Source organism: Paenibacillus chondroitinus NBRC 15376, assembly GCF_004000765.1.
GTDB classification, from domain to species: domain Bacteria; phylum Bacillota; class Bacilli; order Paenibacillales; family NBRC-103111; genus Paenibacillus_E; species Paenibacillus_E chondroitinus.
Genome location: NZ_BILW01000069.1, coordinates 1 through 21,794, shown reverse-complemented (window position 1 = coordinate 21,794; position 21,794 = coordinate 1). Strand labels below are relative to the sequence as shown.

21 protein-coding genes, 1 pseudogene and 1 riboswitch are annotated in these 21,794 nt (G+C 49.7%); of the genes and pseudogenes, 18 read left to right on the top strand and 4 right to left on the bottom strand.

Annotated elements, in window-relative coordinates:
• Window positions 1–71 precede the first annotated feature (71 nt).
• Window positions 72–782: an energy-coupling factor transporter transmembrane component T gene (locus PCH02S_RS33935; protein ID WP_268597912.1), complete on the top strand. Its 711-nt coding sequence runs from the start codon at window positions 72–74 to the stop codon at window positions 780–782.
• A gap of 130 nt (window positions 783–912) precedes the next feature.
• Window positions 913–1,695 (top strand): EcsC family protein, encoded by a 783-nt coding sequence (locus PCH02S_RS33930; RefSeq protein WP_127458523.1) that lies wholly within the window; start codon window positions 913–915, stop codon window positions 1,693–1,695.
• A 137-nt stretch (window positions 1,696–1,832) separates the two neighbouring features.
• Here the strand turns inward: PCH02S_RS33930 and PCH02S_RS33925 are convergent, their stop codons facing one another.
• Window positions 1,833–2,174, bottom strand: coding sequence for a hypothetical protein (locus PCH02S_RS33925; RefSeq protein ID WP_127458522.1), 342 nt, complete (start codon window positions 2,172–2,174; stop codon window positions 1,833–1,835).
• A 230-nt stretch (window positions 2,175–2,404) separates the two neighbouring features.
• Here PCH02S_RS33925 and PCH02S_RS33920 point away from each other — a divergent pair, with 230 nt between their 5' ends.
• From PCH02S_RS33920 to PCH02S_RS33905, 4 genes are all read left to right on the top strand, one after another.
• Window positions 2,405–3,634, top strand: a complete 1,230-nt coding sequence (locus PCH02S_RS33920; RefSeq protein ID WP_127458521.1) for an NAD(P)/FAD-dependent oxidoreductase — start codon at window positions 2,405–2,407, stop codon at window positions 3,632–3,634.
• A gap of 185 nt (window positions 3,635–3,819) precedes the next feature.
• Window positions 3,820–3,980, top strand: a riboswitch (cyclic di-AMP (ydaO/yuaA leader).
• 97 nt (window positions 3,981–4,077) lie between these two features.
• Window positions 4,078–5,913, top strand: a complete 1,836-nt coding sequence (locus PCH02S_RS33915) for an APC family permease (RefSeq protein ID WP_127458520.1) — start codon at window positions 4,078–4,080, stop codon at window positions 5,911–5,913.
• Between the two features lie 56 nt (window positions 5,914–5,969).
• Entirely contained in the window at window positions 5,970–6,230 is a 261-nt protein-coding gene (locus PCH02S_RS33910; protein WP_127458519.1) for a YqkE family protein, read from the top strand.
• A complete protein-coding gene (locus PCH02S_RS33905; RefSeq protein ID WP_127458518.1) occupies window positions 6,227–7,177 on the top strand; it encodes a polysaccharide deacetylase family protein in 951 nt (316 codons plus the stop codon). Before PCH02S_RS33910 ends, PCH02S_RS33905 begins: the two co-directional genes overlap by 4 nt.
• An 8-nt stretch (window positions 7,178–7,185) precedes the next feature.
• Here the strand turns inward: PCH02S_RS33905 and PCH02S_RS33900 are convergent, their stop codons facing one another.
• Complete coding sequence (locus PCH02S_RS33900; RefSeq protein WP_127458517.1) at window positions 7,186–7,401, bottom strand: hypothetical protein; 216 nt, start codon at window positions 7,399–7,401, stop codon at window positions 7,186–7,188.
• 186 nt (window positions 7,402–7,587) lie between these two features.
• Between PCH02S_RS33900 and PCH02S_RS33895 the strand changes: the two genes are divergently transcribed.
• The 3 genes from PCH02S_RS33895 to PCH02S_RS33885 all read left to right on the top strand — a co-directional run bounded on the left by PCH02S_RS33895 (window position 7,588) and on the right by PCH02S_RS33885 (window position 10,253).
• A complete protein-coding gene (locus tag PCH02S_RS33895; protein ID WP_127458516.1) occupies window positions 7,588–9,000 on the top strand; it encodes a hypothetical protein in 1,413 nt (470 codons plus the stop codon).
• Window positions 9,001–9,252: 252 nt separating this feature from the next.
• Window positions 9,253–9,825, top strand: a complete 573-nt coding sequence (locus tag PCH02S_RS33890) for an NUDIX hydrolase (protein ID WP_127458515.1) — start codon at window positions 9,253–9,255, stop codon at window positions 9,823–9,825.
• Entirely contained in the window at window positions 9,822–10,253 is a 432-nt protein-coding gene (locus PCH02S_RS33885; RefSeq protein WP_127458514.1) for a DUF1284 domain-containing protein, read from the top strand. The genes PCH02S_RS33890 and PCH02S_RS33885 overlap by 4 nt, the downstream gene beginning before the upstream one ends.
• A 335-nt stretch (window positions 10,254–10,588) precedes the next feature.
• Here the strand turns inward: PCH02S_RS33885 and PCH02S_RS33880 are convergent, their stop codons facing one another.
• A complete protein-coding gene (locus PCH02S_RS33880) occupies window positions 10,589–11,239 on the bottom strand; it encodes an SOS response-associated peptidase (RefSeq protein ID WP_127458513.1) in 651 nt (216 codons plus the stop codon).
• Between the two features lie 91 nt (window positions 11,240–11,330).
• Window positions 11,331–12,434, bottom strand: a complete 1,104-nt coding sequence (locus PCH02S_RS33875; protein WP_127458512.1) for a GGDEF domain-containing protein — start codon at window positions 12,432–12,434, stop codon at window positions 11,331–11,333.
• Window positions 12,435–12,533: 99 nt separating this feature from the next.
• On the opposite strand from PCH02S_RS33875, the gene PCH02S_RS33870 reads away from it, so the two are divergent.
• From PCH02S_RS33870 to PCH02S_RS33830, 9 genes and pseudogenes are all read left to right on the top strand, one after another.
• Complete coding sequence (locus tag PCH02S_RS33870; protein WP_127458511.1) at window positions 12,534–14,765, top strand: ATP-binding protein; 2,232 nt, start codon at window positions 12,534–12,536, stop codon at window positions 14,763–14,765.
• 118 nt (window positions 14,766–14,883) lie between these two features.
• Entirely contained in the window at window positions 14,884–15,462 is a 579-nt protein-coding gene (locus PCH02S_RS33865) for a DUF4255 domain-containing protein (RefSeq protein ID WP_246069387.1), read from the top strand.
• Window positions 15,463–15,474: 12 nt separating this feature from the next.
• Window positions 15,475–16,278, top strand: a complete 804-nt coding sequence (locus tag PCH02S_RS33860) for a DUF2012 domain-containing protein (RefSeq protein WP_164819833.1) — start codon at window positions 15,475–15,477, stop codon at window positions 16,276–16,278.
• A 125-nt stretch (window positions 16,279–16,403) separates the two neighbouring features.
• Window positions 16,404–18,137 (top strand): phage tail sheath subtilisin-like domain-containing protein, encoded by a 1,734-nt coding sequence (locus tag PCH02S_RS33855; RefSeq protein WP_127458509.1) that lies wholly within the window; start codon window positions 16,404–16,406, stop codon window positions 18,135–18,137.
• Window positions 18,138–18,179: 42 nt separating this feature from the next.
• Window positions 18,180–18,614 (top strand): phage tail protein, encoded by a 435-nt coding sequence (locus PCH02S_RS33850; protein ID WP_127458508.1) that lies wholly within the window; start codon window positions 18,180–18,182, stop codon window positions 18,612–18,614.
• Between the two features lie 85 nt (window positions 18,615–18,699).
• Complete coding sequence (locus PCH02S_RS33845) at window positions 18,700–19,077, top strand: phage tail assembly protein (RefSeq protein WP_127458507.1); 378 nt, start codon at window positions 18,700–18,702, stop codon at window positions 19,075–19,077.
• Window positions 19,074–19,277 carry a DUF6760 family protein gene (locus PCH02S_RS36905; protein ID WP_127458506.1) on the top strand — a complete coding sequence of 68 codons (204 nt, stop codon included), beginning with the start codon at window positions 19,074–19,076 and terminating at the stop codon, window positions 19,275–19,277. The genes PCH02S_RS33845 and PCH02S_RS36905 overlap by 4 nt, the downstream gene beginning before the upstream one ends.
• 7 nt (window positions 19,278–19,284) lie before the next feature.
• Complete coding sequence (locus PCH02S_RS33835; RefSeq protein ID WP_127458505.1) at window positions 19,285–19,728, top strand: phage tail protein; 444 nt, start codon at window positions 19,285–19,287, stop codon at window positions 19,726–19,728.
• A gap of 42 nt (window positions 19,729–19,770) precedes the next feature.
• A pseudogene (locus PCH02S_RS33830) lies at window positions 19,771–21,794 on the top strand (hypothetical protein); the annotation flags it as partial.

Below are 21,794 nucleotides of genomic sequence, written 5' to 3'. Positions count from 1 at the left end.
GGCCCGCGCGCGTTGCGCCGGCCGCGCCGCCGCAGGCCGCGTGGCTAGCGCGGGATCCGCGCGCGAAGTGGCTGCTCTACCTGCTGCTGGTCATCGGAACGATGCAGCTGCAGGTCTGGAGCGGCCTCGCGGCTGCTGCGCTGCTCTTGGGCCTTTCGTGCCTCGGCCTTCCGCGCGCCGCGATTCGCGGCAGTTGGAAGATCACCGTGCCGTTCCTGATCTTCATGTTCCTCTCTATTGTGCTGGGCGGCTTGGAGTGGGGGACGGCTGACGGGCAATTCCCGCTTGGCTTCGCGACCGAGCGCGCGTGGAGCGCGGGCTTCGTGCTCACGCGTTTGTTCCTGATCCTAATGGCCGGCTACTGGCTGGTCGTGTCTACGCCGTATGGCCAGCTTGTGCAGGGACTGAACTGGGCGTTGTCTTTTTTTCGCAAAATGAAGTTGCCCGTGGAGTCATTTGCTTTGGCGGTTTCGCTCTTGTTTCGGTTCATTCCGCTTATTTTGCGGGAGTGGCAGCGGTTTTCGGCGATTGTGAGGGCTAGAGGCAAAGCAGCGATCAGGCCTGGTATGGTACGCATGCGAGATATTCCGGCGCTGGTTGTACCGCTCCTCCTCGCCATGTTTCACAAAGCTGAGCAAATGACCGTAGCGATGGAGATGAAAAAAATCGACGGTAAGCAGCAGCTGCTGAAAAAAAGCACCTTGCGCTGGCAGCCAAAGGATACGTTGATTTTCATTTGGAGTGTAGTTATTTTTGGCGTGCTGATCGTTATGCGTGACTAATAGGAGGGGCAGCTCAATTTGGAAGAGCTGCTCTTTTTGTGCTCGGCGGCTGTGGGTGGAGGGGGAATCTTGAGGATACAAACCCCGTATACTATACTTTAACTAAGAACCTCGACCGGCGGTGACAAGCATGAAATTTTCTGATTACACCCTCTATGAGCAGCAAATGCTGCGTAAAGTGAAGCTCTGGGAAATACGCCAACAGAAGACCCCGAATTTGCTCGAAAGAACCTCGAAAACCGTCTCCACAAACATCAATAAGCTCATCCCCGAAAAGGTGCACAAAACGATCACGGCCACTGTCAAGGGGATGTTTCAGACCACATTATTCGGGATGAATTATATCCCTCAGAACGACCCGCTTGTAGGCGCTTCTCTGGCTGAAAGTGATGCTAAAGCTGAGGAATTGCTGTCGCTTTATAAAAAGATTGCCGCTGCCGAGGGAGCAGGTACGGGAGCGGGTGGGATTCTGCTCGGCTTGGCGGACTTCCCGATTCTCATCGGGATCAAGCTGAAATTTCTGTTCGAGCTTGCGCACGCCTATGGCTACTCCACGAAGGATTATAGAGAGCGCTTGTTTATCCTGTATGTGTTTCAAATCGCGTTCTCCAGCCCGGCGAAAAAGCCTGCTCTACTAGACACGATCAAAAATTGGCACGAGATCGCAAGCGGATTTCCGCACTCTGATGCCTATATGAACCAAGTGGATTGGCAGCAGCTGCAGCAGGAATATCGGGACACCATTGATTTCCGTAAAATGCTGCAGCTTGTCCCCGGCATTGGAGCTGTCGTAGGCGCGTGGGCGAATTTTGGCCTGCTGGAAGAGTTGGGCGTGGCGGGCATGAACAGCTTTCGCTTGCGTCGTTTAGAGGATAAAGCCAGGTTGGAGGCTGAGGGTAAGGATGAGCAGTGAACGGGTGGACTCCCGTTGGAGAAAATCCAATGGAAGTGCCAATTTCCACGTTAAGATGCTGATTTGGTTGGATGAAATCCAACGCATAAGGTGAAATTGGCGTCCTGTGGGCTGATTTTGGCTTGCCTCGTTGGATTTCATCCAACGGAATGCGTTATTTCCGCCTCATAAAGGTGTCCCCATTGGAATTCATCCAATGAGAAGAGGCGAGCCTGCGCTGGCCCGCGACCCAGGGCCTTACGTGCCGCATGGCGTCCGTTTCCGGCGATCCAGCGCCTTATGTGCCGCATGGCGTCCGTTGCCGGCGCTCCCGCGCCATTAGTCCCGCCCCGCGCGCTCGCCCTACGTCCGGCATCACCCCCAGCCCCGCACATTGATGCCCCTGCGCCCGCCACCCCCGCTCTCCCGCGCCTTATGTGCCGCATAGCTGCACCCGCCGCGCGATCCAGCTCCCTTAATCTGGCATCTCGCCCACGCACCCACGGCCCACGCTCTGGTCCCGCATCACGAAGCCCTTTTTGACCAAGCTAGGCAATGTTCCAGTGATTTTTAAGAAAGAGGCACATATACTAATGATGAGCCAAACCATGTGTACGCCCTGAATGACTATGTGATTTTTTTCACATGACAACCTTTGAATGGTTTGGTCGATCTTTTTCACCAAAGATGGTAGAGAAAAAAGCTGATGTAATCGGAGGAGAGGATTCGAATGAGTAAACCGAAGGTGGTTATTCTTGGAGCGGGGTACGGTGGGCTTGTAACGGCAATAAGGTTGCAGAAGTTGATCAAAGCAGATGAAGTGGAGGTCACGCTGGTGAACAAACACGACTATCACTACATGACGACACATCTGCATATGCCGGCAGCCGGCACGGATCATCATGAGAATGCGCGTGTAGCCATTAAGGATCTGATCGATGAGCGGAAAATTCATTTCATCAAAGCGACGGTTCAGCAAATTGTACCTGAGGAGAAAAAGGTGATTCTGCCGGACGAAGTCCTCACCTACGACTATTTGGTCGTGGGGCTTGGAAGTGAGACGGAAACCTTCGGCATTCCGGGATTGCGCGAGTATGCGATGACGATTAACAGCATTAATAGTGTTCGCTTCATTCGTCAGCATACGCAGTATATGTTCGCAAAATATAAATTGGATTCCAAGCATAAGGATTATTTGACAATCGTCGTTGGTGGCGCCGGTTTCACAGGCACGGAGTTTGTTGGAGAGTTGGCCGACCGGATTCCTGATCTTTGCCAAATGTTTGACGTTGATCCTTCTCTTGTTCAGATCATCAATATCGAAGCATCGCCTACTGCTTTGCCGCCCGGACTGCCGAATGACCTCGTGGAATACGGCATGGACGTGATGCGCCGCAAAGGCGTTCAATATAAATTGTCTACCGCCATCAAGGCATGCGAGCCCGGGGGTGTACTGCTGGGAGACGGCCAATTCATTCCTGCTGGCACGGTCATTTGGTCGGGAGGTGTCCGCGGGAATTCCCTGCTGCAAGATGCAGGCTTCCACGTCCAACGAGGCAGAGTGAAAGTGGATGACTACTTGCGTTCGTTGCAGTTTCCCGATGTTTTTATTACGGGAGATTGCTCGATTGTTATGAGCCCGGAAGGCACGCCATACCCAGCCAATGCCCAAATCGCCGTCCAACAAGGATGTAATACAGCAAAAAATTTATTTTATTCACTGCGTGGAAAGCCATTGCGACCTTTCGCCTATGATTACAAAGGCACGGTCGCCTCGCTTGGTCGCGGAGAAGCGATTGGCATCCTGAAGGTCAAAAAAGTGAAAGGCAGGCTGGCCGCATTCCTCAAAAAAATAATCGATGCCCGCTATTTATTTCTCATTGGCGGTATCCCACTCATCTTCAAAAAGATGATTTTTAAGCAAAAACAAACCACTAGAAAGCGTCATGTGAGAAATTAATTTTGCTAAAATACCCTAAAATCTAATGAATCAGACAATAAGCAAGTAAAACAGAGATACTGAAAGGATTATACCATTGTAAGCGGATTATCAAATGAATGCGGGGAGGGAATAATCTTTTTTAAGATTATTCTCTCCTTTACTATGAGCCAATAAGAGAGTAGTATCAACTCGTACGTTAACAGTTGAATATTTCGCTTAATTTTCTTATCAGAAAAGCGGGGGAACCATAGGTTTCAACGGGGTGAGTAAGGTATGTTTTGTCGCATGCGGCAGCTACCTTTAGGGCAGATTTCTCGCAGCCCGAACCCGTCAGCTAACCTCGTAAGCGGTCGTGAGAAAGGAGAACATGTGGCTAAGCACAAGGTCTATCCTTGTGTTTTTTTGCGCCTAAAAAAGGGAAATCAAGCTGAAAACTAGGTTATTTGGAGGAATTTCACAGCATGACAAGTGACTCATTGAAAAAGATTGTATTCGGCAAACCGCTGAAATCAGCGGAGCTGGAATCTGAGAAAATGCAGGTATGGAAGGCTCTGCCCATCCTGTCTTCAGATGCCCTGTCTTCGGTAGCCTATGGCACGGAGCAAATTTTGCTAGAGCTTGCAACTGTTGGGGTTGCAGCTTTTGCGTTCTCATTGCCGATTGCAATCTCGATTATTGCTTTAATCATGCTTCTTGTATTAAGTTATCGCCAAGTGATTGAGGCCTATCCGATGGGCGGCGGAGCTTACATGGTGGCCAAGGAAAATTTGGGCATGATGTCGGGAAGGCTCACTGGGGTTTCACTGCTGATTGATTACACGTTAACCGTTGCCGTTTCGATTTCGGCAGGCGTGCAGGCGATAACGTCAGCTTTCCCAGTTACGGTGCCTTACATTGTCCCCATAGCCTTAGTGCTGGTCTGGTTGATGGTTTGGCTGAATTTGCGGGGCACTTCTGAATCCGGAACGGTGTTCGCGATTCCAACGTACTTTTTTATCCTGTGTATCTTACTGCTGATCGGCAAAGGGATCTTCGATATGCTGACAGGATCCATGAATATGCATGAATTCCAGGTTGTTCCCAGCTCGATGACGAGCTCATTGACATTGTTTGTAATTCTAAAAGCTTTTTCATCCGGCTGCTCGGCCGTGACAGGGATCGAGGCGATTTCCGATGCGGTGCCGCATTTCCGTACCCCATCTGTCAAGAATGCCAAGAAAACACTGGCTTCGCTCGGTACGCTACTGGCGATTGTCTTCGGGGGCGTCACCTTGCTGAGCTTGGGGTATGGAATTGCACCTGACCCGCATGGCCATACTTCGGTCTTGTCGATGGTTACGGAGCAGGCGTTTGGCCGTGGCGCCATGTATTATGCTACACAGATTGGCACCATGCTGATTCTGGTATTGGCTGCGAATACGAGCTTCAACGGATTTCCGATCTTGGCGTCCATCATGGCCCAGGATAAAAACTTCCCGCGCATGTTCTCGTACCGGGGAGACCGGTTGTCGTTTCATTACGGGATCGTAACGTTAGGTGTTTTGGCAAGTATTTTGCTCGTCATTTTCAAAGGAAAAACCGATGCACTTATTCCACTTTATGCGATTGGCGTCTTTTTATCTTTTACCCTGGCCCAAAGCGGTTTGGTCCGCAAATGGTTCAGAGAACGTCCGTCCGGCTGGATCGGCAAGTTCGTTATTAATGGGTTAGGGGGAATCGTTTCCCTTGCCGTTCTTATTATTTTCTGTATCACCAAATTTAGCGAAGGCGCTTGGATTGTTATTGTTGTTACCCCGCTTTTACTTTGGGGAATAACCAAGGTTAGCAATCACTATGATGATGTAGCCAAACAACTGCGCATTGATATCACGCAAGAACGGGTATGCGTTAAGGAACCTGTGATCATTGTACCTGTAGCGGGTATTCACCGCGTAGTGGCGCAGTCTTTGAACTATGCCAAATCATTATCTCCCAATGTCATTGCTTTCTACGTCTCGTTTTCGGATGAGGATGAAGAAGCGATGCAGGAGAAGTGGGATAAGTGGGATCCGGGTGTTCGGCTTGTTGTGTTCAAATCCCGTTACCGGACTATTCTGAAGCCGCTGGCTGAGTTTATTGAAAGAGTCGATACCCATGTTTCGGAAAAGCAATCGATCATGGTGATCCTGCCCCAGTTCATGCCGAAAAAATGGTGGCACCGCTTGCTCCACAACCAGTCTGCCGCACGTATTCGCTCGAAGCTGCAAGCTGATAAAGATATCGTTGTTGCGACGGTGCCCTATCATTTGCATGAGTAGAAGTGTACAATAAAGGGGTATACCGGATGTAGAAATGGAACAGAGGTGAACCCTTTATGGCAAAAAAGAAATGGTCAAACACTACCGCTGAACCTAGCGCGCAAGATAAACCTGCGACACTCAAAGATTTGCTGAGCCCTGATATCGTAGCGGGACTTAAGGCTCAGGCTGATGCGATGAAAGCTGAGGAGCAGGCTCGTAAAGATGCTGCCAGAGCTGAAGCAGAGGCTGCGCGCAAGGCGGAGGAGAAGCGGCTGGAGAATGACTTTGGCCACCTGCTCGAGAAGAGCAAGCTGGATTGGAGAAAACACAAATGAGGAAGCGCATGGTGTGCTTCCTTTTTCTTTCGAGTGTGTTGATAGCGCTTACAGGTTGTGGGGCGGAAAGAGGGTCGACGAAGCTTGCGGACGAAGCGCCTGTGTCGGAAAGGCCGGATTCTGTTGTATCTGCAACGCCGGTTGTGCAAAGCACAGTCACTCCGGTACCCTCTTCGAAAGTGCTGCAGACAGACCGGGTATCACCATCAGACGCACCGCTCTCACCTGCCAAGTCGCTTTCGCTTGCCCAGACCTTAGTGGAACGCTATCATAAGGCAGTTCCGACAAAATGGGGCGAGAACATTCCCGGCGTGCGGACACATCTTGTGACGCAGGATAAGGTGATCGCTCTGACCTTTGATGCTTGCGGCGGCAAAGAAGGCAGCGGCTACGATGAGAAGTTGGTCGATTATTTAATCAAGGAGCAAATTCCGGCGACCTTGTTTGTTAATGCGAGATGGCTTGCCGCCAATCCGGACATTTTTGCCAAGCTGGCGGCGAATCCCCTATTTGAAATCGAAAACCACGGGACCGAGCATCGGCCGCTCTCTGTGAATGGCAGAGCCGCATATGGCATCGCAGGAACCAAAGATGTGAGTGCTGTGATTCGCGAAGTAACGGAGAATGCCGATGAGATTGAGAAGCGGATGGGTAGACGGCCGCTATTTTTCCGCTCAGGCACGGCCTTCTACGACGATGTCGCCGTCGGCATTGCCCACGACCTAGGCTTCCAGTTAGCGGGCTACAACGTACTTGGCGACGCTGGAGCTACTTTTAACACAGAACAGGTCTACCATGCGCTTATTAAGGCTAGGAGTGGCTCCATCGTTTTGGCGCATATGAACCACCCTGAGAAAGACACGGCTGAAGGCGTCATGAAGGCCATACCTGTTATGCAAAAGGCGGGTTTTCGATTTGTTCATCTGTCAGCCTATGCCGTAGAGTGAAATAAACATTACCTTTTTTTCATCTCAAAAAACTCGCACTCATTCCGATCATAGTAAGCTAAATCAGCAACACGAGATTGCAAAACCACGGTCGTTTCGCTGAAACGAAGGACGACTGCATTCGAATCGACGATATGATCGTCTTTGAAAACACGGACAAAAACTCCTTTTTCCACAGCCTCCTGAAAATCGGAATCCGTCACTAATCGTTGGTTACCGGCCATACTCAGCATTCTCCTTGCATATGTAAAATAGTTCTTCAATTGTACCACAACGCGCCAACAATCTCCCGTTCTCCACGAACGCCTACTCTTCGCCCAGCATAGTATGTAGCACCAAAGAGTCTATTTCTTGCAATTGACGAAATGGACTCCCAAATGCTGCATGGGCAGAGAGGATGCGTGATCCCGATGGACATTCAATTACTGCCGATTCATTGGGTATATCTAGTATTTATTGGTTTTATCCTTACCTTTTTAATTAAACGCAGAGACACCACGATGATTTGTGTGGTTGGGATTTTTGCGTTGGGTTTACTAGCAACGGAAACCTTAAGCGGTTCCGTATCCGGGGTATTCAACAGCTTTATTTATGCAACCAAAGAGTTGATGGGAACGATTATGATTATCTCAATCATCGTAGCGATGAGCCGTGTGCTCATTCGTACGGGCATCAATGAAACGATGGTTGCTCCATTGACTCATTTTCTAAGGACGCCGGCGCTTGCTTTCTGGGGCATCGGGATTATCATGATGGTAACTTCCTGGTTTTTCTGGCCGTCTCCCGGTGTTGCGCTTATAGGAGCGGTACTGCTGCCTGTGGCTGTACGTGTGGGTTTACCAGCTTTAGGCGCAGCCATGGCGATGAACTTGTTCGGACACGGGATTGCGCTGTCAGGGGATTACATTATTCAAGGGGCGCCTAAATTAACTGCCGATGCTGCCGGATTGCCGGTAACTGCGGTGATGGAGGCAAGCGTGCCGCTTGTTGTTGTCATGGGGCTTGTGACTACGGTTACCGCTTTCTGGATGATGCGGCGGGATATCAAAAACGGGACGTGGCGCGACGGTCTTGTGACGAGTGGTAACGGGGATAAGGATTCGCTGCTCTCCTCCGAGCAAGATGCCAAGTCCAATCTGTCTTCAAAAATGAGAAAAACACTTGCGGTGATCATTCCGATCCTGTTCGCGTTAGATGTGATTGCGATGTTCGTCCTTAATCTCCAAGGTGGGGACGCGACCGCGCTCGTTGGTGGAACGGCCGTATTCATTCTCATCGGCGTCACGCTGCTGGCCCACCGCAGTCAAGGGCTGGAGCAAACGACTTCCTACCTCATCGAAGGCTTCGTCTTCGGCTTCAAAGTTTTCGGTCCCGTGATTCCAATCGCCGCGTTCTTTTATCTCGGCGATGCTGCTTTCACGGAGCTGTTCGGTAAAATACTGCCTGAGGGCTCGCACGGCATCGTGAACGACCTCGGCGTCGCGCTCGCAGGCGTCGTGCCGCTGAACGGCGCGGTCGGCGCCGTGACGCTCACCGTCGTGGGCGCGATTACCGGCCTCGACGGCTCCGGCTTCTCCGGCATCTCCCTCGCGGGCTCGATTGCGCAGCTCTTCGCAACCGCCATCGGTTCCGGTGCGGCGGTGCTGACCGCGCTCGGGCAAGTAGCCGCCATCTGGGTCGGCGGCGGTACGTTGATTCCGTGGGCGCTTATTCCGGCAGCGGCCATCTGTGGAGTTAGTCCGTTTGAGCTGGCGCGACGGAACCTGCTGCCTGTATTAATCGGCCTCGCCGTAACGACGGTTGTCGCTATGTTTTTGGTGTAGATTGCAGCAAGAGCCTCCATTTGGGAAATGTCTTTAAGCTTAGTTTAAATGACATTGTCCAGTTGGGGGCTTTTTTCTGTCTTTTGACACGACTGAATTAGCCCAATTGGGAGATATCACAAGACTAGCGCAGATAGTATCTCCTAAAGCGGTTACAATGAACTCAGAACGAACGGGATCGGATTTGCCTATCCCTCATAGGAAGCAGTAAGCTTACATACAGATGACTACATTAATTTGGAGATGAGACGAATGGAAGCAAAGTTCTGTATGACATGTGGAGCTCCGATGGAGACGCGCGATGTGGATGGTACGATTAGAAGAGCTTGCACGGCGTGCAGCTTTGTACACTGGGGCAACTACAGTATTGGTGTAGGCGCACTCGTTACCAAGGATGAGAAAATATTGCTCGTACGCAGAGCGCAAGAGCCCGGCAAGGGAAGATGGACGAATCCAGGCGGCTATATTGAACAGCATGAGCTGATCCAGGATACCATTGAGCGCGAAGTGATGGAGGAGTGCGGCATTACAGCCAAGGTTACTCGATTGGTCGCTGTGCGAGATTTGCCTAGAAACATTCATAATGTGTACATAGCTTTTGAATTGGATTATGTCAGCGGCGAACCTGTGCCTGATGGCGTAGAGGTGGATGCAGCAGGCTTTTACAGCCTTCAAGAGATGGAAACGATGCCTGTAGCGGATTTCACGCGTTGGTTGATTGATGTTGCGCTGCATTCTACGACCGTTGGTCTTGTTGAAGATAAAGAGCCTATTGTAAAAATGGACGGGTACGGATTGTACCGCATCCCCAAGGTCCAAGTATGACGAAGCCGATCGGTCTCCGGGGGCATCACCTGCTTTGTTTGTTAGGGTACCGGGGAATGGGATATTCCAAGGAATTCTGTGAAAATATGACGCAAGTATACGAGACACTGCGGGAGCAGCCGGACACGATCATTCGTGTCGTCCTTGGTCCCGATGATCTGTGCGCAGCCTATCCGACGGATGAAGTATCGCATTGCGAGAACAGAACCGTCTACGATCGCGATGCAGAAATCGTAGCCAAGCTTGGCTTGCAAGTGGGGATGGAGCTAAGCTGGTCCGAGATTTGCTCCAAAGTAGCCGGTTATGTGAAGCCGGAGGACATTGGCCACCTGTGCGCCACATGCCGTTGGGAGCCTTATGGCGTATGTGCCGAAGGCGTGCGTTTGATTGGGGAGGGCGGCGAGCTGCCGCCTGTCGCTACGAAATAGCTGGGATTTCTCGGCTCGGGTTCAGACACCAACACCAACACCGCCACCGACACCAGCACCGACACCCAGAGTTAGAGGAACTACAGTCCTCTATCTTCCCCAAAGCGTTCATTTGGCATCCCAATGGGAACTACGGTCCGTTATTTTGCCGATTTCTGCCCAAATGTAAGCTTCTGCGGGCAAATAGAGCCCTGTAGTTCCACTCCTACTCTAAAACCAGCAAGTTTCGCTGAAATAGCGGCCCATAGTTCCCCTACGCAGCAAGCAACACAGCTCCAGCTGCCACAACACACAAAAAAGCGATACAAGAATAATTTCTTGTATCGCTTTTTTTTTTAGGCCAATACGCTGACGTCCGCGCCCGTCTCCAGCTTCTCTGCCGGAGAAGACAACACATTCGCCACCATAAGCAAATCATCAACGGGGCGAAGGAAAGAGCGGAGCAAGCGGCTGTCCTTCATGTCGGGATCCAACCATTTATCGGCCTGCTCTTGATCAAGGATGGCAGGCATGCTGCCATGGTAAGGGGAGACCAGCGGGTTCGCTTCTGTCATCAGCATCATGCAGGTGCGAAGCTCCTCCTCACCGCTTGGCGCCCGCCATACATCGTATAAGCCCGCGATGCCGAAAGTGCCGCTGCGCATTTTGAATTTCACCCACTGTGTCTCTTTGCCCTCCGTTACACGGATATAGAACCCGCTGCAGGGAAGGATGCAACGCTGCTTTTTGATGATGCGCTCGAAAGCTGTGTTCGTAAAGATGGAATCGCGCTCCCCGCAAACAGCATCTTTGGCCCAAAAAGGCATGAGCCCCCAACGGAATTCATCCAGAAGACGCTCTCCCTTGCGATTGATCATGATAGCGGAAACCGACTCCGTTGGCACGACCTCATAACGATTAGCGGTATAGGACAGCAGGCGGTCGATACGGAATTGTTTCATGACGTCATTGACGTCAGCAAGAATGGATACGGAATGACACATCATTATTCACCTCATTTGATTTTGGTTATTATTTTCCTATTTCACCAAAATCATGTATGCGAATATAAAAAAACTGAGAGCTTTACGCCCTCAGCTACCCTGTGTATGGATCGGATAAATAGGTATGAATGCAATTTTTTCCATTTCTCTTGGCAATGTATAAACACTCGTCCACCTGCTGAAACCAGGCTTTCTTCATCGTGTTGCGGTTATAAGGCGCGAGTCCCATGCTCATCGTCAACGGCCGCCCAGGCATCTCCGGAATTTCGGTTTCACGGATGATCTGCATGAAGGATTCGCATACCGCCAGCACTTCCTCGTGGGTCTTGCCTACAAATAGCACGGCAAATTCCTCGCCGCCATACCGGAAAGACATATCATCAGGACCCAGCATATCTTTGAGCAGTCCGCCAATCGTTTTGAGTACAACGTCCCCGACCCAGTGTCCGTAAGTGTCATTGATTTTTTTGAAATTATCGATATCCATCAGGGCTAGCTCCAGAGGCGTATCATAGGGCATATGCGAAATCAGATGGTCCGTATGCTCTTGAAAGGAGCGGTGGTTGAACAACTCCGTTAGCGCATCTACTTTGGAAAGCCGGTCAATCATGACGTTGCGAATGAGCAGATCCTGCTCGCGCAGGGTGGAGGCTCCAAGCTGTGCATGCAGCATGCGGCCTTTCCTCATAATGGCGAAGCAGACAAGGGCTGTAGCGGATAGGACGGTGAGCGAAACGATAATTTCAGAAGGCGTAATGAGATAACCTTTGGACACCTGGCTAAGCACTAAGGCGGTTAAACTTGCAAGACCTAAACTATAAGCGAAAATAATATATTTCTTTTGAAAATAAACAGAGGATAAAATAATCGGAATGCTAACTAATTCGTAAGAGCTCATCAGCTCAGGGATACACATAATATAGATACAAACCATGGTCATGGTCCATATAATCATGATAAAATCACTGTATCTTTTGAGGAAATGAATGGCCAGATAACCGGCACCCATGAGGGCAAGCTGCAAGCTAGTCGGAATGACTTGGAATTGCAGGAAGCTATGAAGCCACTGGGTTGGCTGTCCATAGATATCAAAGAGAAAACCGATCATAGCTGCTACTTCATAGGTAAGCAAGATCCACCATAGAAGATGGATGAGTTTTTGGTTCCAAGTATGATCGTTTTCCGGAAGTTGTTCCATCAGAAAAAGGCCACTTTCCTTTCATGCTAGCAAATAGTGGAAATATTTTTTGTGCCTTGTGAGACCATTGTAAAGAATAACCACCCGATTAGGCAAGCGATGAAAATTATTAATAGAAACACCAGGAGGGCTATGGCAGCTCAAGGTTATATACACGCATGGGAACATTATAAAGACGAGCTCGTTTTGCTGGATAAAAAGCTGGAGCTTCTCTATAAGCGCCGGCAAAAGCTTACTCCTGATCCGCAAACGGATTCGTTTCGCGGGATGTTCGTGTCCGAAGATGAATTCATTCGTTTGATTGGCGAACAGGAGACAGACGAGTACCTCCAGGAGGAGGAACAGGTTCTCTTGGAGGACATTCAAGAGATGGAAGCCTACATAGTCGGAAGGCTCGAAGAAAGCCGCCATACAGACGTATTCCTGCCATTGTCGTATGCAGCCTCCGTATTTGGGCTTTCCCCGATGGAGGAGCGCTTCGTCATGTTAGGGCTTGCGGTAGAATTAGACCGCAAATATGAACGCATCTTCGGCTTCTTGCAAGATGATCTAACCAGCAAGACGCCTAATATTTCATTGGCGCTGCAAGTTGCGTGCAGCAGTCCGGAGGACATGCGGGCTGCCCGCACAACCTTCATGGCTCCCGAGGGCCGATTGGCGCGATACATGCTGCAGCGTGAAGAGCACGAGATCAAAGGCCAATCGCTGCTCTCTAAGCCGCTGCTGCTGGACAAACGAATCGTAGCGTTCCTGCTCGATTCCGGGGAAGTCGACCCGAAGCTGAAGCCGGCGGTCGAGATGGTGTATCCGGACGACGAGCTCGCCCCCTTGCTCGTTCAAGAGGATTTTCAGCAGCGACTGCAGGGCTTCATTCGCGAGGAGCAGCAACTCCCGTCAGCTGAGCGCAAAAGGCTCGCATTCCACCTCTGGGGGAATGCGGGCGCAGGCAAGAAGCTGCAGGTCAAGCACTTCAGCAGCCACTTCAACAAGCCGCTGCTGATCGCTAATCTTGCGGATGTGCTGCTGCACGCCGCAAGCTTTGAGGACCAGGTGAGCGCCATCGTGCGCGAGGCGATTTTGCACCAAGCCGTGCTGTGCTTCACACGGCTGGAAGAGCTTTACCCCGAAGAGCCGGATCTTGCGGCTCAGCAGCGGCTCGGGCGGTTTCACGAACTGCTGGACGGCTACGGCGGCATGATCTTTTTGTTAGCCGGCAAATACAGCCGGCTGAACTGGAAGCCCAAGGAGCGGCTGCTCCTTGAGCATGAACTGCAAGTGCCGGACGAAGGCGGGCGCGAGCGCCTTTGGACGGCATTCGCGCGCGAGCTCGGCGTGAGCGCGGGCCTGGATGCCCGGGTGATGAGCGGCAAATTCCGCTTCACCCCGGGGCAAATCTACCGCGCGCTGACGCTTGCGCGCGGGTACTCCGCCTGGCAGCGTGAGCCTCAGGCGGAAGCCGATGGGGCGCTGCGCACCGACGCGCTCTATAAGGCGTGCTACCAGCAGGTGCAGCACAAGCTGGAGCGCAAAGCAACGCGCATTGAGCCTCGCTATCAGTGGGCGGATATCATTCTCGCCCCTGAGCAGAAGGATCAGCTCCGCAATGCGTGCAATCAAGTCAAATACCGTGGCGTCGTGTACAACGACTGGGGGTTCGAGAAGAAGCTGGCCTACGGCAAGGGGCTCAGCATGCTGTTCGCCGGCCCGCCGGGCACGGGGAAAACGATGTCTGCGCAGGTGGTGGCCGGCGACTTGCAGCTTGAGCTGTACAAAGTCGATCTGTCACAAGTAATTAGTAAATATATCGGCGAGACGGAAAAAAATCTGCACGAGATTTTTGAAGAAGCACAGCTTAGTAATGCCGTGTTGTTCTTCGATGAAACCGATGCCCTCTTCGGCAAACGGTCGGAAGTGAAAGATTCCCATGATAAGTATGCGAATATTGAAACGGCCTACCTGTTGCAGAAGATGGAAGAATATCAAGGCATCACGGTGCTCGCTACGAATCTATTAAATAATATTGATGAAGCGTTCCTGCGCCGGATCAACTACGTGATCAAATTTCCATTTCCCGATAGCGAGTATCGCGAGAAAATTTGGCAATCCATGTTCCCTCCGGCGGCGCCTCTCAGCGATGATGTCGATTTCCGATATTTGGCGCAGCGGTATGAAATTGCCGGAGGAAACATTAAGAATGTCGTCCTCTCGTCCGCCTTTCTTGCCGCAGAAGCAGGGGAACCGATCCGGATGCAGCATATTATTAAATCCATTCGCCATGAGCTTCAGAAGTCGGGTAAAATCTTGGCCAAACAGGAATGGGAAGATTATTAGAAATTAATATAACTTTCTATAGTCAGTCTAGCGATTTGCAATTATAATAGAAAAAGGTACACGATGTGACATATTCCCTACCATTTCTACACAAAACATAGGTATTTTGAGGCAGGAAGTGATTCCTATTGGCGATTATTCAGTCATTGCCGATGTAAGCGCATCTTTAGTGAAGCTGCTTAGAGAAAACATGACACCGGATCCCATTCCGCAACCGGAAATGATCGGGCTTGCTTCGCCTGTCGATAAAGGGGATTTCTACTTATCTCTTTATTTGTACAACGTTCGCGAGAGCGGGGATAACCGGCAGACCCACATGATTGCCCGTGGGACGACACAGATTCAATATCCTCCTATGGTGGTGGATCTCAGCTACTTGCTGACCGTACATTCACCGGCCGAACTTCAATCCAGAGCGCTCGATGAGCATCGGATTTTGGGACGTGCCATGCAAGTGCTCTATGATCATTCTATTCTTAGAGGTTCAATGACCGTAGGAACGCTTGCTGAGAAAGACGAAGAAGTTCGCATCGTGATGGAGCCTCACAAAGGCGAGAGCATCCTGAATATGTGGAACTTCGCAGACACCCCGTACAGACTTTCTGTCAGTTATACTGTGGGGCCAGTCAATATTGATTCAACCCGCATCAAGACCACCAAAAGAGTTTCGGAAACCGATTTTCGCATACAAGGCTAGGAGGCTATGGTTGTGGAACATATTCGCGTATCACGATTGAAAACCCGTGTATCCTTAGTTGTCTGCGTAATCGATGCGATGACCTCACAAACTCCTCTTGGCAACAACACGACCACCGTATTTCTTGAAGGCACCCGTTCGAAAGCAATTAGTAAATCGAATGGTTCCTATATATTTAATGATTTACCTCCCGGTGAATACCATCTTGTGGTAAGCAGCGAGCACTATTTTCAAGAACAAACTCTAATCACTATAGGAACCGACAATATAATAGAGGTTGTTCAGTTAAAACCGCTGCCTTCCTATCCGTTTTCCCAAGGGGCTGGACTTATCCGTGCCATGCTTCAGGATGCGGCAGGAGCTCCAGTGCGGAATGCCAGTTTGCAGGCCACGATTTTGACCGAAGAGTGCGCCAGGGCTCGCGTTATGGCCGAACAACTGGATAAAGGCGCGGAAGAGATAACACTAGGGGCGTTTACAGGTGTTATTTCTGCAGGTGATACATACATACTTCGAGGACGAGGTGCTAAAGCCGCAGAGGAGATTATCCAGATTGCGGAAGTTGTCGAGCATCAGAAACGCTTTCGGTTGAAGAAAAGGCTGACTAAAGCGTTTGCCAGAGGCTCCCTTTTGCTGCCTGTCCAAGAAACACGAGTTACAGAACGCGGAGAGGTCGTAATTGCTTTTCGTGGCAATCGGATTTCGGCTTTTCAGACAAATTTGCTCATTACATATGGTTCTAACAAGCAGTTAACGAAGGAAGTTCTAGTAACTGAAGGAACGACCGCCAATCTAGGCGTTATTCGTCTGACCTAACCCTAATTAGTAGAATGGACACGTCCATCTTCTATACAAAAATGACAAGCAGAAAGGAGAGAACTGGTTTCACGTCTATGGCTGCGTAATTGATATGAATGCCATATTGACGGAACTGGGGAACAATGGCTGACTATTTATCACCTGGAGTCTATGTGGAAGAGTTTGACAGCGGCGCACAACCGCTTGAAGGTGCAAGCACAAGTACGGCCGGGTTTATAGGGCTTGCGCAAAGAGGGGAAATTGAAGGTGTCCCTCAATTGGTAACGAGCGTAGCTGATTTTCATCGTTTATTTGGCAGCTACTTGTCCGAGAACGAATTCGGCGAGTATCGCTTCCTTTCTTACGCTGTTGAGCATTTCTACTTAAACGGAGGTTCCCGCTGTTACGTTATGCGTGTAGCGCCAACCGATGCAAAAGTAGCAACAAACAAAGCGGAGAGCAACAAAGAATCTGCTGTTCTCCAAATTGCTTCCAAAAACCCTGGAACATGGGGCAACCAAGTTCGTATCGTCGTTGTGCCATCCAGCAAAGCCAAAACACAAATCTACGAAGTGCTTAGCGAAACGCAATACCGTGTGAAAAATAACGCTGGCTTTAACGTAGGCGACGTTGTTGCTTTCGAAGCAGCTGGCCAAAAGCAATACAGTAAAGTTATCGCATCCCAAGATAACATCATTGAGCTTGCTGTAGCACTGGAAGGCGATGTTGTAGACGCTGGTCTGCTTCCTGCCAAGGTTTTGACAACTTGCGAGTTCACTTTGCATGTATTTTACGGCGATGAAGCTGAGACTTACGAGAAAGTATCCTTGAACATCTCAGCAGCTAACCATATCGAGAAAATCGTTTCCCGTTCCAACATCATTACGGTGAAGGATTTGACAGAAGGTAAAGATCTTGGCGCTGTCGCTCCTTTCGAGGTGCTTTCCGGCGAAGATGAATCTGTTGGGAAATTCCAAATCGCCCTGTCAGGCGGAAGCAACGGTTCCATCGCGCAAGTAACGCCTGATATCTTCATGGGTGTAGACCGTGGACCTGGCAAGCGTACAGGAATCCAGTCTTTCATCGACAACGATGTTGTCAGCATCATGGCTATCCCTGGTGTAACGGAGCCTACCGTTCAGCTTTCTCTGGTTGCTCACTGTGAAAACCTAGGCAGCCGTTTCGCTGTTCTTGACATTCCGCGCGAGAAAACCAAAGTTGCTGACGTTATGACGCACCGCAACATTTTTGACAGTTCTTACGCAGCGATGTACAATCCTTGGCTTCAAGTGTTCGATCCATTAGATAAAAGAAATATTTCCATCCCGCCGTCAGGGTCTGTTATCGGTATCTACTCCCGTTCCGACCAAACACGTGGCGTGCAAAAAGCGCCTGCTAACGAAGTCGTTCGCGGTGCCGTTGGTCTGGACTGCCAATATAACAAAGGCGAGCAAGATATTTTGAACCCGCAAGGCGTTAACTTGATTCGTGCTTTTGCCGGACAAGGAATTCGCGTATGGGGTGCTCGTACAACGTCCTCTAACGGATTGTGGAAATATGTTAACGTTAGACGTTTGTTCATCTTTATTGAAGAGTCCATCAAGAATGGCACGAACTGGGTCGTTTTCGAACCGAATGATGAACAGCTTTGGGCTCGTGTACAACGTACCATCGATGCGTTCTTAACGCGTGTTTGGAGAGACGGCGCTTTAATGGGCGGAAGTCCTTCCGAGGCGTTCTACATTAACATTGGCCGCAGCACAATGACACAGGATGACATTGATAATGGCCGACTCATTTGTGTGATCGGGGTAGCGCCGGTGAAACCTGCCGAGTTCGTAATCTTCCGCATTACTCAGAAAACAAGAGAAGAATAGTTGAAACGTTAGATATTTCTTACATTAGGAAAGGGGTATAACATGGCTGGCGAACGTAGGGATCCATACCGCAATTTTAGATTTAGAATTGAAGTAGAAGGAATTCAGCAAGCTGGATTCAGTGAAATCTCGGGATTTGACGCTTCCCTTTCGGTAATTGAATACCGTGAAGGCAATGAAACAATTACACCTCGGAAGCTTCCGGGGCTTGCGAAATACGGTAACATCTCACTGAAGTGGGGCGTTACAGACTCCATGGATATGTACAACTGGATGTCCGAGTCCATTCAAGGGAAAGTTTCCCGCAAAACGGTTACGATCATCGCGATCAACGAAGAAGGCGGCGACGTAGCCACTTGGCAGGTTATTGAAGCATGGCCGTCTAAGTACTCAGCACCAAGCTTCAAAGGTACAGGCAATGAAGTTGCCATTGAGAGCCTAGAGCTTGCTCATGAAGGTATGACACGTACGAAGTAACGCTTGTTAGAGTAGGCGCCGGAGCAGCAGTCTCCGGTTCCTATCTCTTCTTTTTTTCAGCTTAAAGCATAAGGAGGAAACCATCATGGCTTTCAAAACAGAATACGAATTCGAACTGCCTAGAGGATATGTCGATGAGAATGGTAACCTGCACAAAAGAGGCGTTATGCGGTTAGCGACAGCTGCAGACGAAATCCTGCCTATGCGCGATCAACGCGTTCAGCAAAATCCTGGTTATCTGACCATTATCTTGTTAACGCGCGTCATTACGAACCTTGGCGATCTTCGTGCTATCGATACAAGAGTTGTTGAGAAATTTTTCACAGCGGATCTCGCGTTTTTGCAAAACTTTTATCGTCAAATTAATGAAATGGAAGTGCCGAGAGTGCACACAAGCTGTCCGAAATGTGAGCATGAGTTCGATGTGGACGTGTCTTTTTTGGACGAGATGGCGGGGGCATAACCGGATATCCCATTGACAAGATCTATGAGGAAGCGGGCTTTATTGCTTACTATTTTCATTGGACGCATGATGAAATCATGTCAATGGAACACAAGGAGCGCCGAACGTGGTGCGAGGAAATTTCCCGCATCAACCGCAATTTGAATGACGATGGTAAAAAGCAGCCTGACAATCCGTTTGATGTGTTCGGTAAGAGGTGAGTAACAAGTGAAAATATCCAAACCGCATAATGTTGGCAGCGCATTTCGATTCGTGGTAGAGCTTGACGGGCTGATCGTTGGAGGTTTCTCTGAAGTAACCGGCATGAAGTCGGAGACGGAGGTAAAGCCATTATGGGAAGGAGGCGTCAATTCGCACCCCCACTACATGATCGAACATACGAAGTATCCGAACATTGTGCTCAAAAGAGGCATCACCAATTCCAGTGAACTGTGGGATTGGTACGATAGCGTTACTCAAGGCAAAATCAAACGAAAAAACGGCTCTATTATTCTGCATAATCAGGCGGGAACGGAGATGTGCCGTTGGAATTTCTTTGGGGCATTTCCCGTGAAATGGAACGGGCCGGATTTGAACGCTACCAGCGGAAGTGTGGCCATTGAGTCTATCGAGCTGGTACATGAAGGTTTGAAGACGATTTTTAAAAAGTAAAAAAGACGCAAGTTATCGACACAACGCTTAGGGGGATTGTTTATGAAATCTCGACAATCAAATAAACCCCAGGTGAAGAGGAAAAAGGCCAAGACAGCTGTTTGGCAGACTTCGGCGGCGAACAGCAGCTCCGCAGGTCGTACAGCAAGAGAATCCAATCAATTTGCGACAGGTATTGTAGGCAAATATGGTTTTTGGCGAAACAACTATTTAGGATTGCTAGCCCTTATTTTTAAGCAAAATGGGAAACACACCCGCAAACAATTAGCAGCATTAACAGATCCGAGTGATCGAGCATGGGTTATTCAGTTGGAATTGCTTTTGCAAAGTTTGCAGCATCCAGAATCGGCCCCCCTCATCACGAAGCAGCAAACCATTCGCCAGATTGAGCATCTTATGACGAATGCCGGATATAAGGTTCCGACAGTTCAAGCATTAACGCACAGATCTTCAAGTCCATTGGATGCAACTTCGGCTCATTTGCAAGAGGAGCAGCCGACTGAAAAGCCGGTTAAGAAAAGAGGGCGCAAAAGCAAGAAGCAGCTCGAAACGAAGTCATCCGTTAACCATATAAATGATCCGCAAATGATCCCTGAATTCTCTCATGAGAAAAGGGTCAAACCTGATTTAATTAATCACGTTAATAAAGGAAGCCTACCGTTAATCAACCGCTCGATTGGGCAGATTGCTGCCTCGATCGGGATGGTTGGCAGCAACCGGCACCCGATGCCGGAACAGCAGTCGCAAGCGGTGAGCAGACATCAACATACAACTCAAAATATCAACATTCAGCTTAAAAACATTCACCTTTCTCATCGAAATGTCTTCCATGAAAAAGGAGATCCGTCTGCAACTCGCACTGGCTTGAATCATGCTGCTAAGACTAGTCATATTAACGTGGCTAATCATGTAGAGGCTATTCAACAGACCTCGCGTTTACTCGAACAGTTTCAAGAGGGCAAGTCATCTGTGGGCGTATTGGAAAAACAAGGTGCTGCTTCTACTGTGCTGGGTGCGAGGGGAAGTTCGAGTGCAAACGGAAGTGTAAATGTAATAGCAAGTACAAATGCAAGTACGAATGCAAGTGCCAATTCAAGTCAGCCTTCTGTTTTGGAGGTAGCCAAACAATCTTTAAATGGTGTAGTTCAGCCTCGGTTGGTCAGTAAGGTGCAGCATCAACAGGTATTTGTGGAAGACAGGGCAAGTTCAAGCTTGTCGGCGTCTTTTCCTAAATTACTTCCAAAACTTGGTGAGGGTCCATTTTCGACAGGGACAACACCGGCTGCGGTACAATTTATCAATAGTTTGCTAGTAAGGAATGCTTCACAGGAGGCGGCAGCTGCGGCTTCAATAGATTCAATTCCGACATCTAGTGGAAGTGATGTGAGAGTGGAGCGTAAACCTGATGTATCAACATCCAAGGGTTTTCTGGCAGCGAGTAAGGTTCCGGTTGCCATCAATGCGTCTCGCTTAACATCAACCGTTCCCTTTGCTATGCACGCAACAGCTAATTTAACTGCAAGCGCTGAAGCTTGGGGAGGCGCGCCGAGTTCACAGCGTGTGTGGCGAAAGCCACAAGGACAAGAGCAAGCACGGATGGATGCACAAGTTCAATCGCAAGAGCAAACACGCATGCAGGAAGAATTGGATATGCAGGTGCTTGAACGTGAGAGAGTGCGGGTAAGGGAGCAAGAGCAACAGGAACAGGAAAAACAACAACAGCTGCAACAACAAGAGCAAGATCAGGCTAAAGAACATGAGAGAGTGCTTGCCCAGCAGAGTGTAATCAATCAGCATACCGCACAGCTTCAGGAGCAATTGCAGAGTTTGCAAGAGCAAATGAGTCACGGGGATGAAGCTCAGAAGCAGCAGAATCAGGCCGAAACCAATTGGCAAGTTAGAGCAAGTGAACAAGAGCAGGGTGTTGTTCGGGATCAGCTGCTAACGCAAGAACAAGAGCGAGCGAGAGAGCAACAAAGGTTGCAAGAGCAAGAGAGAACGCAAGAGCATCAGAGAGTGCAGGAGCAAGAAAGAACGCAAGAGCATCAGAGAGTGCAGGAGCAAGA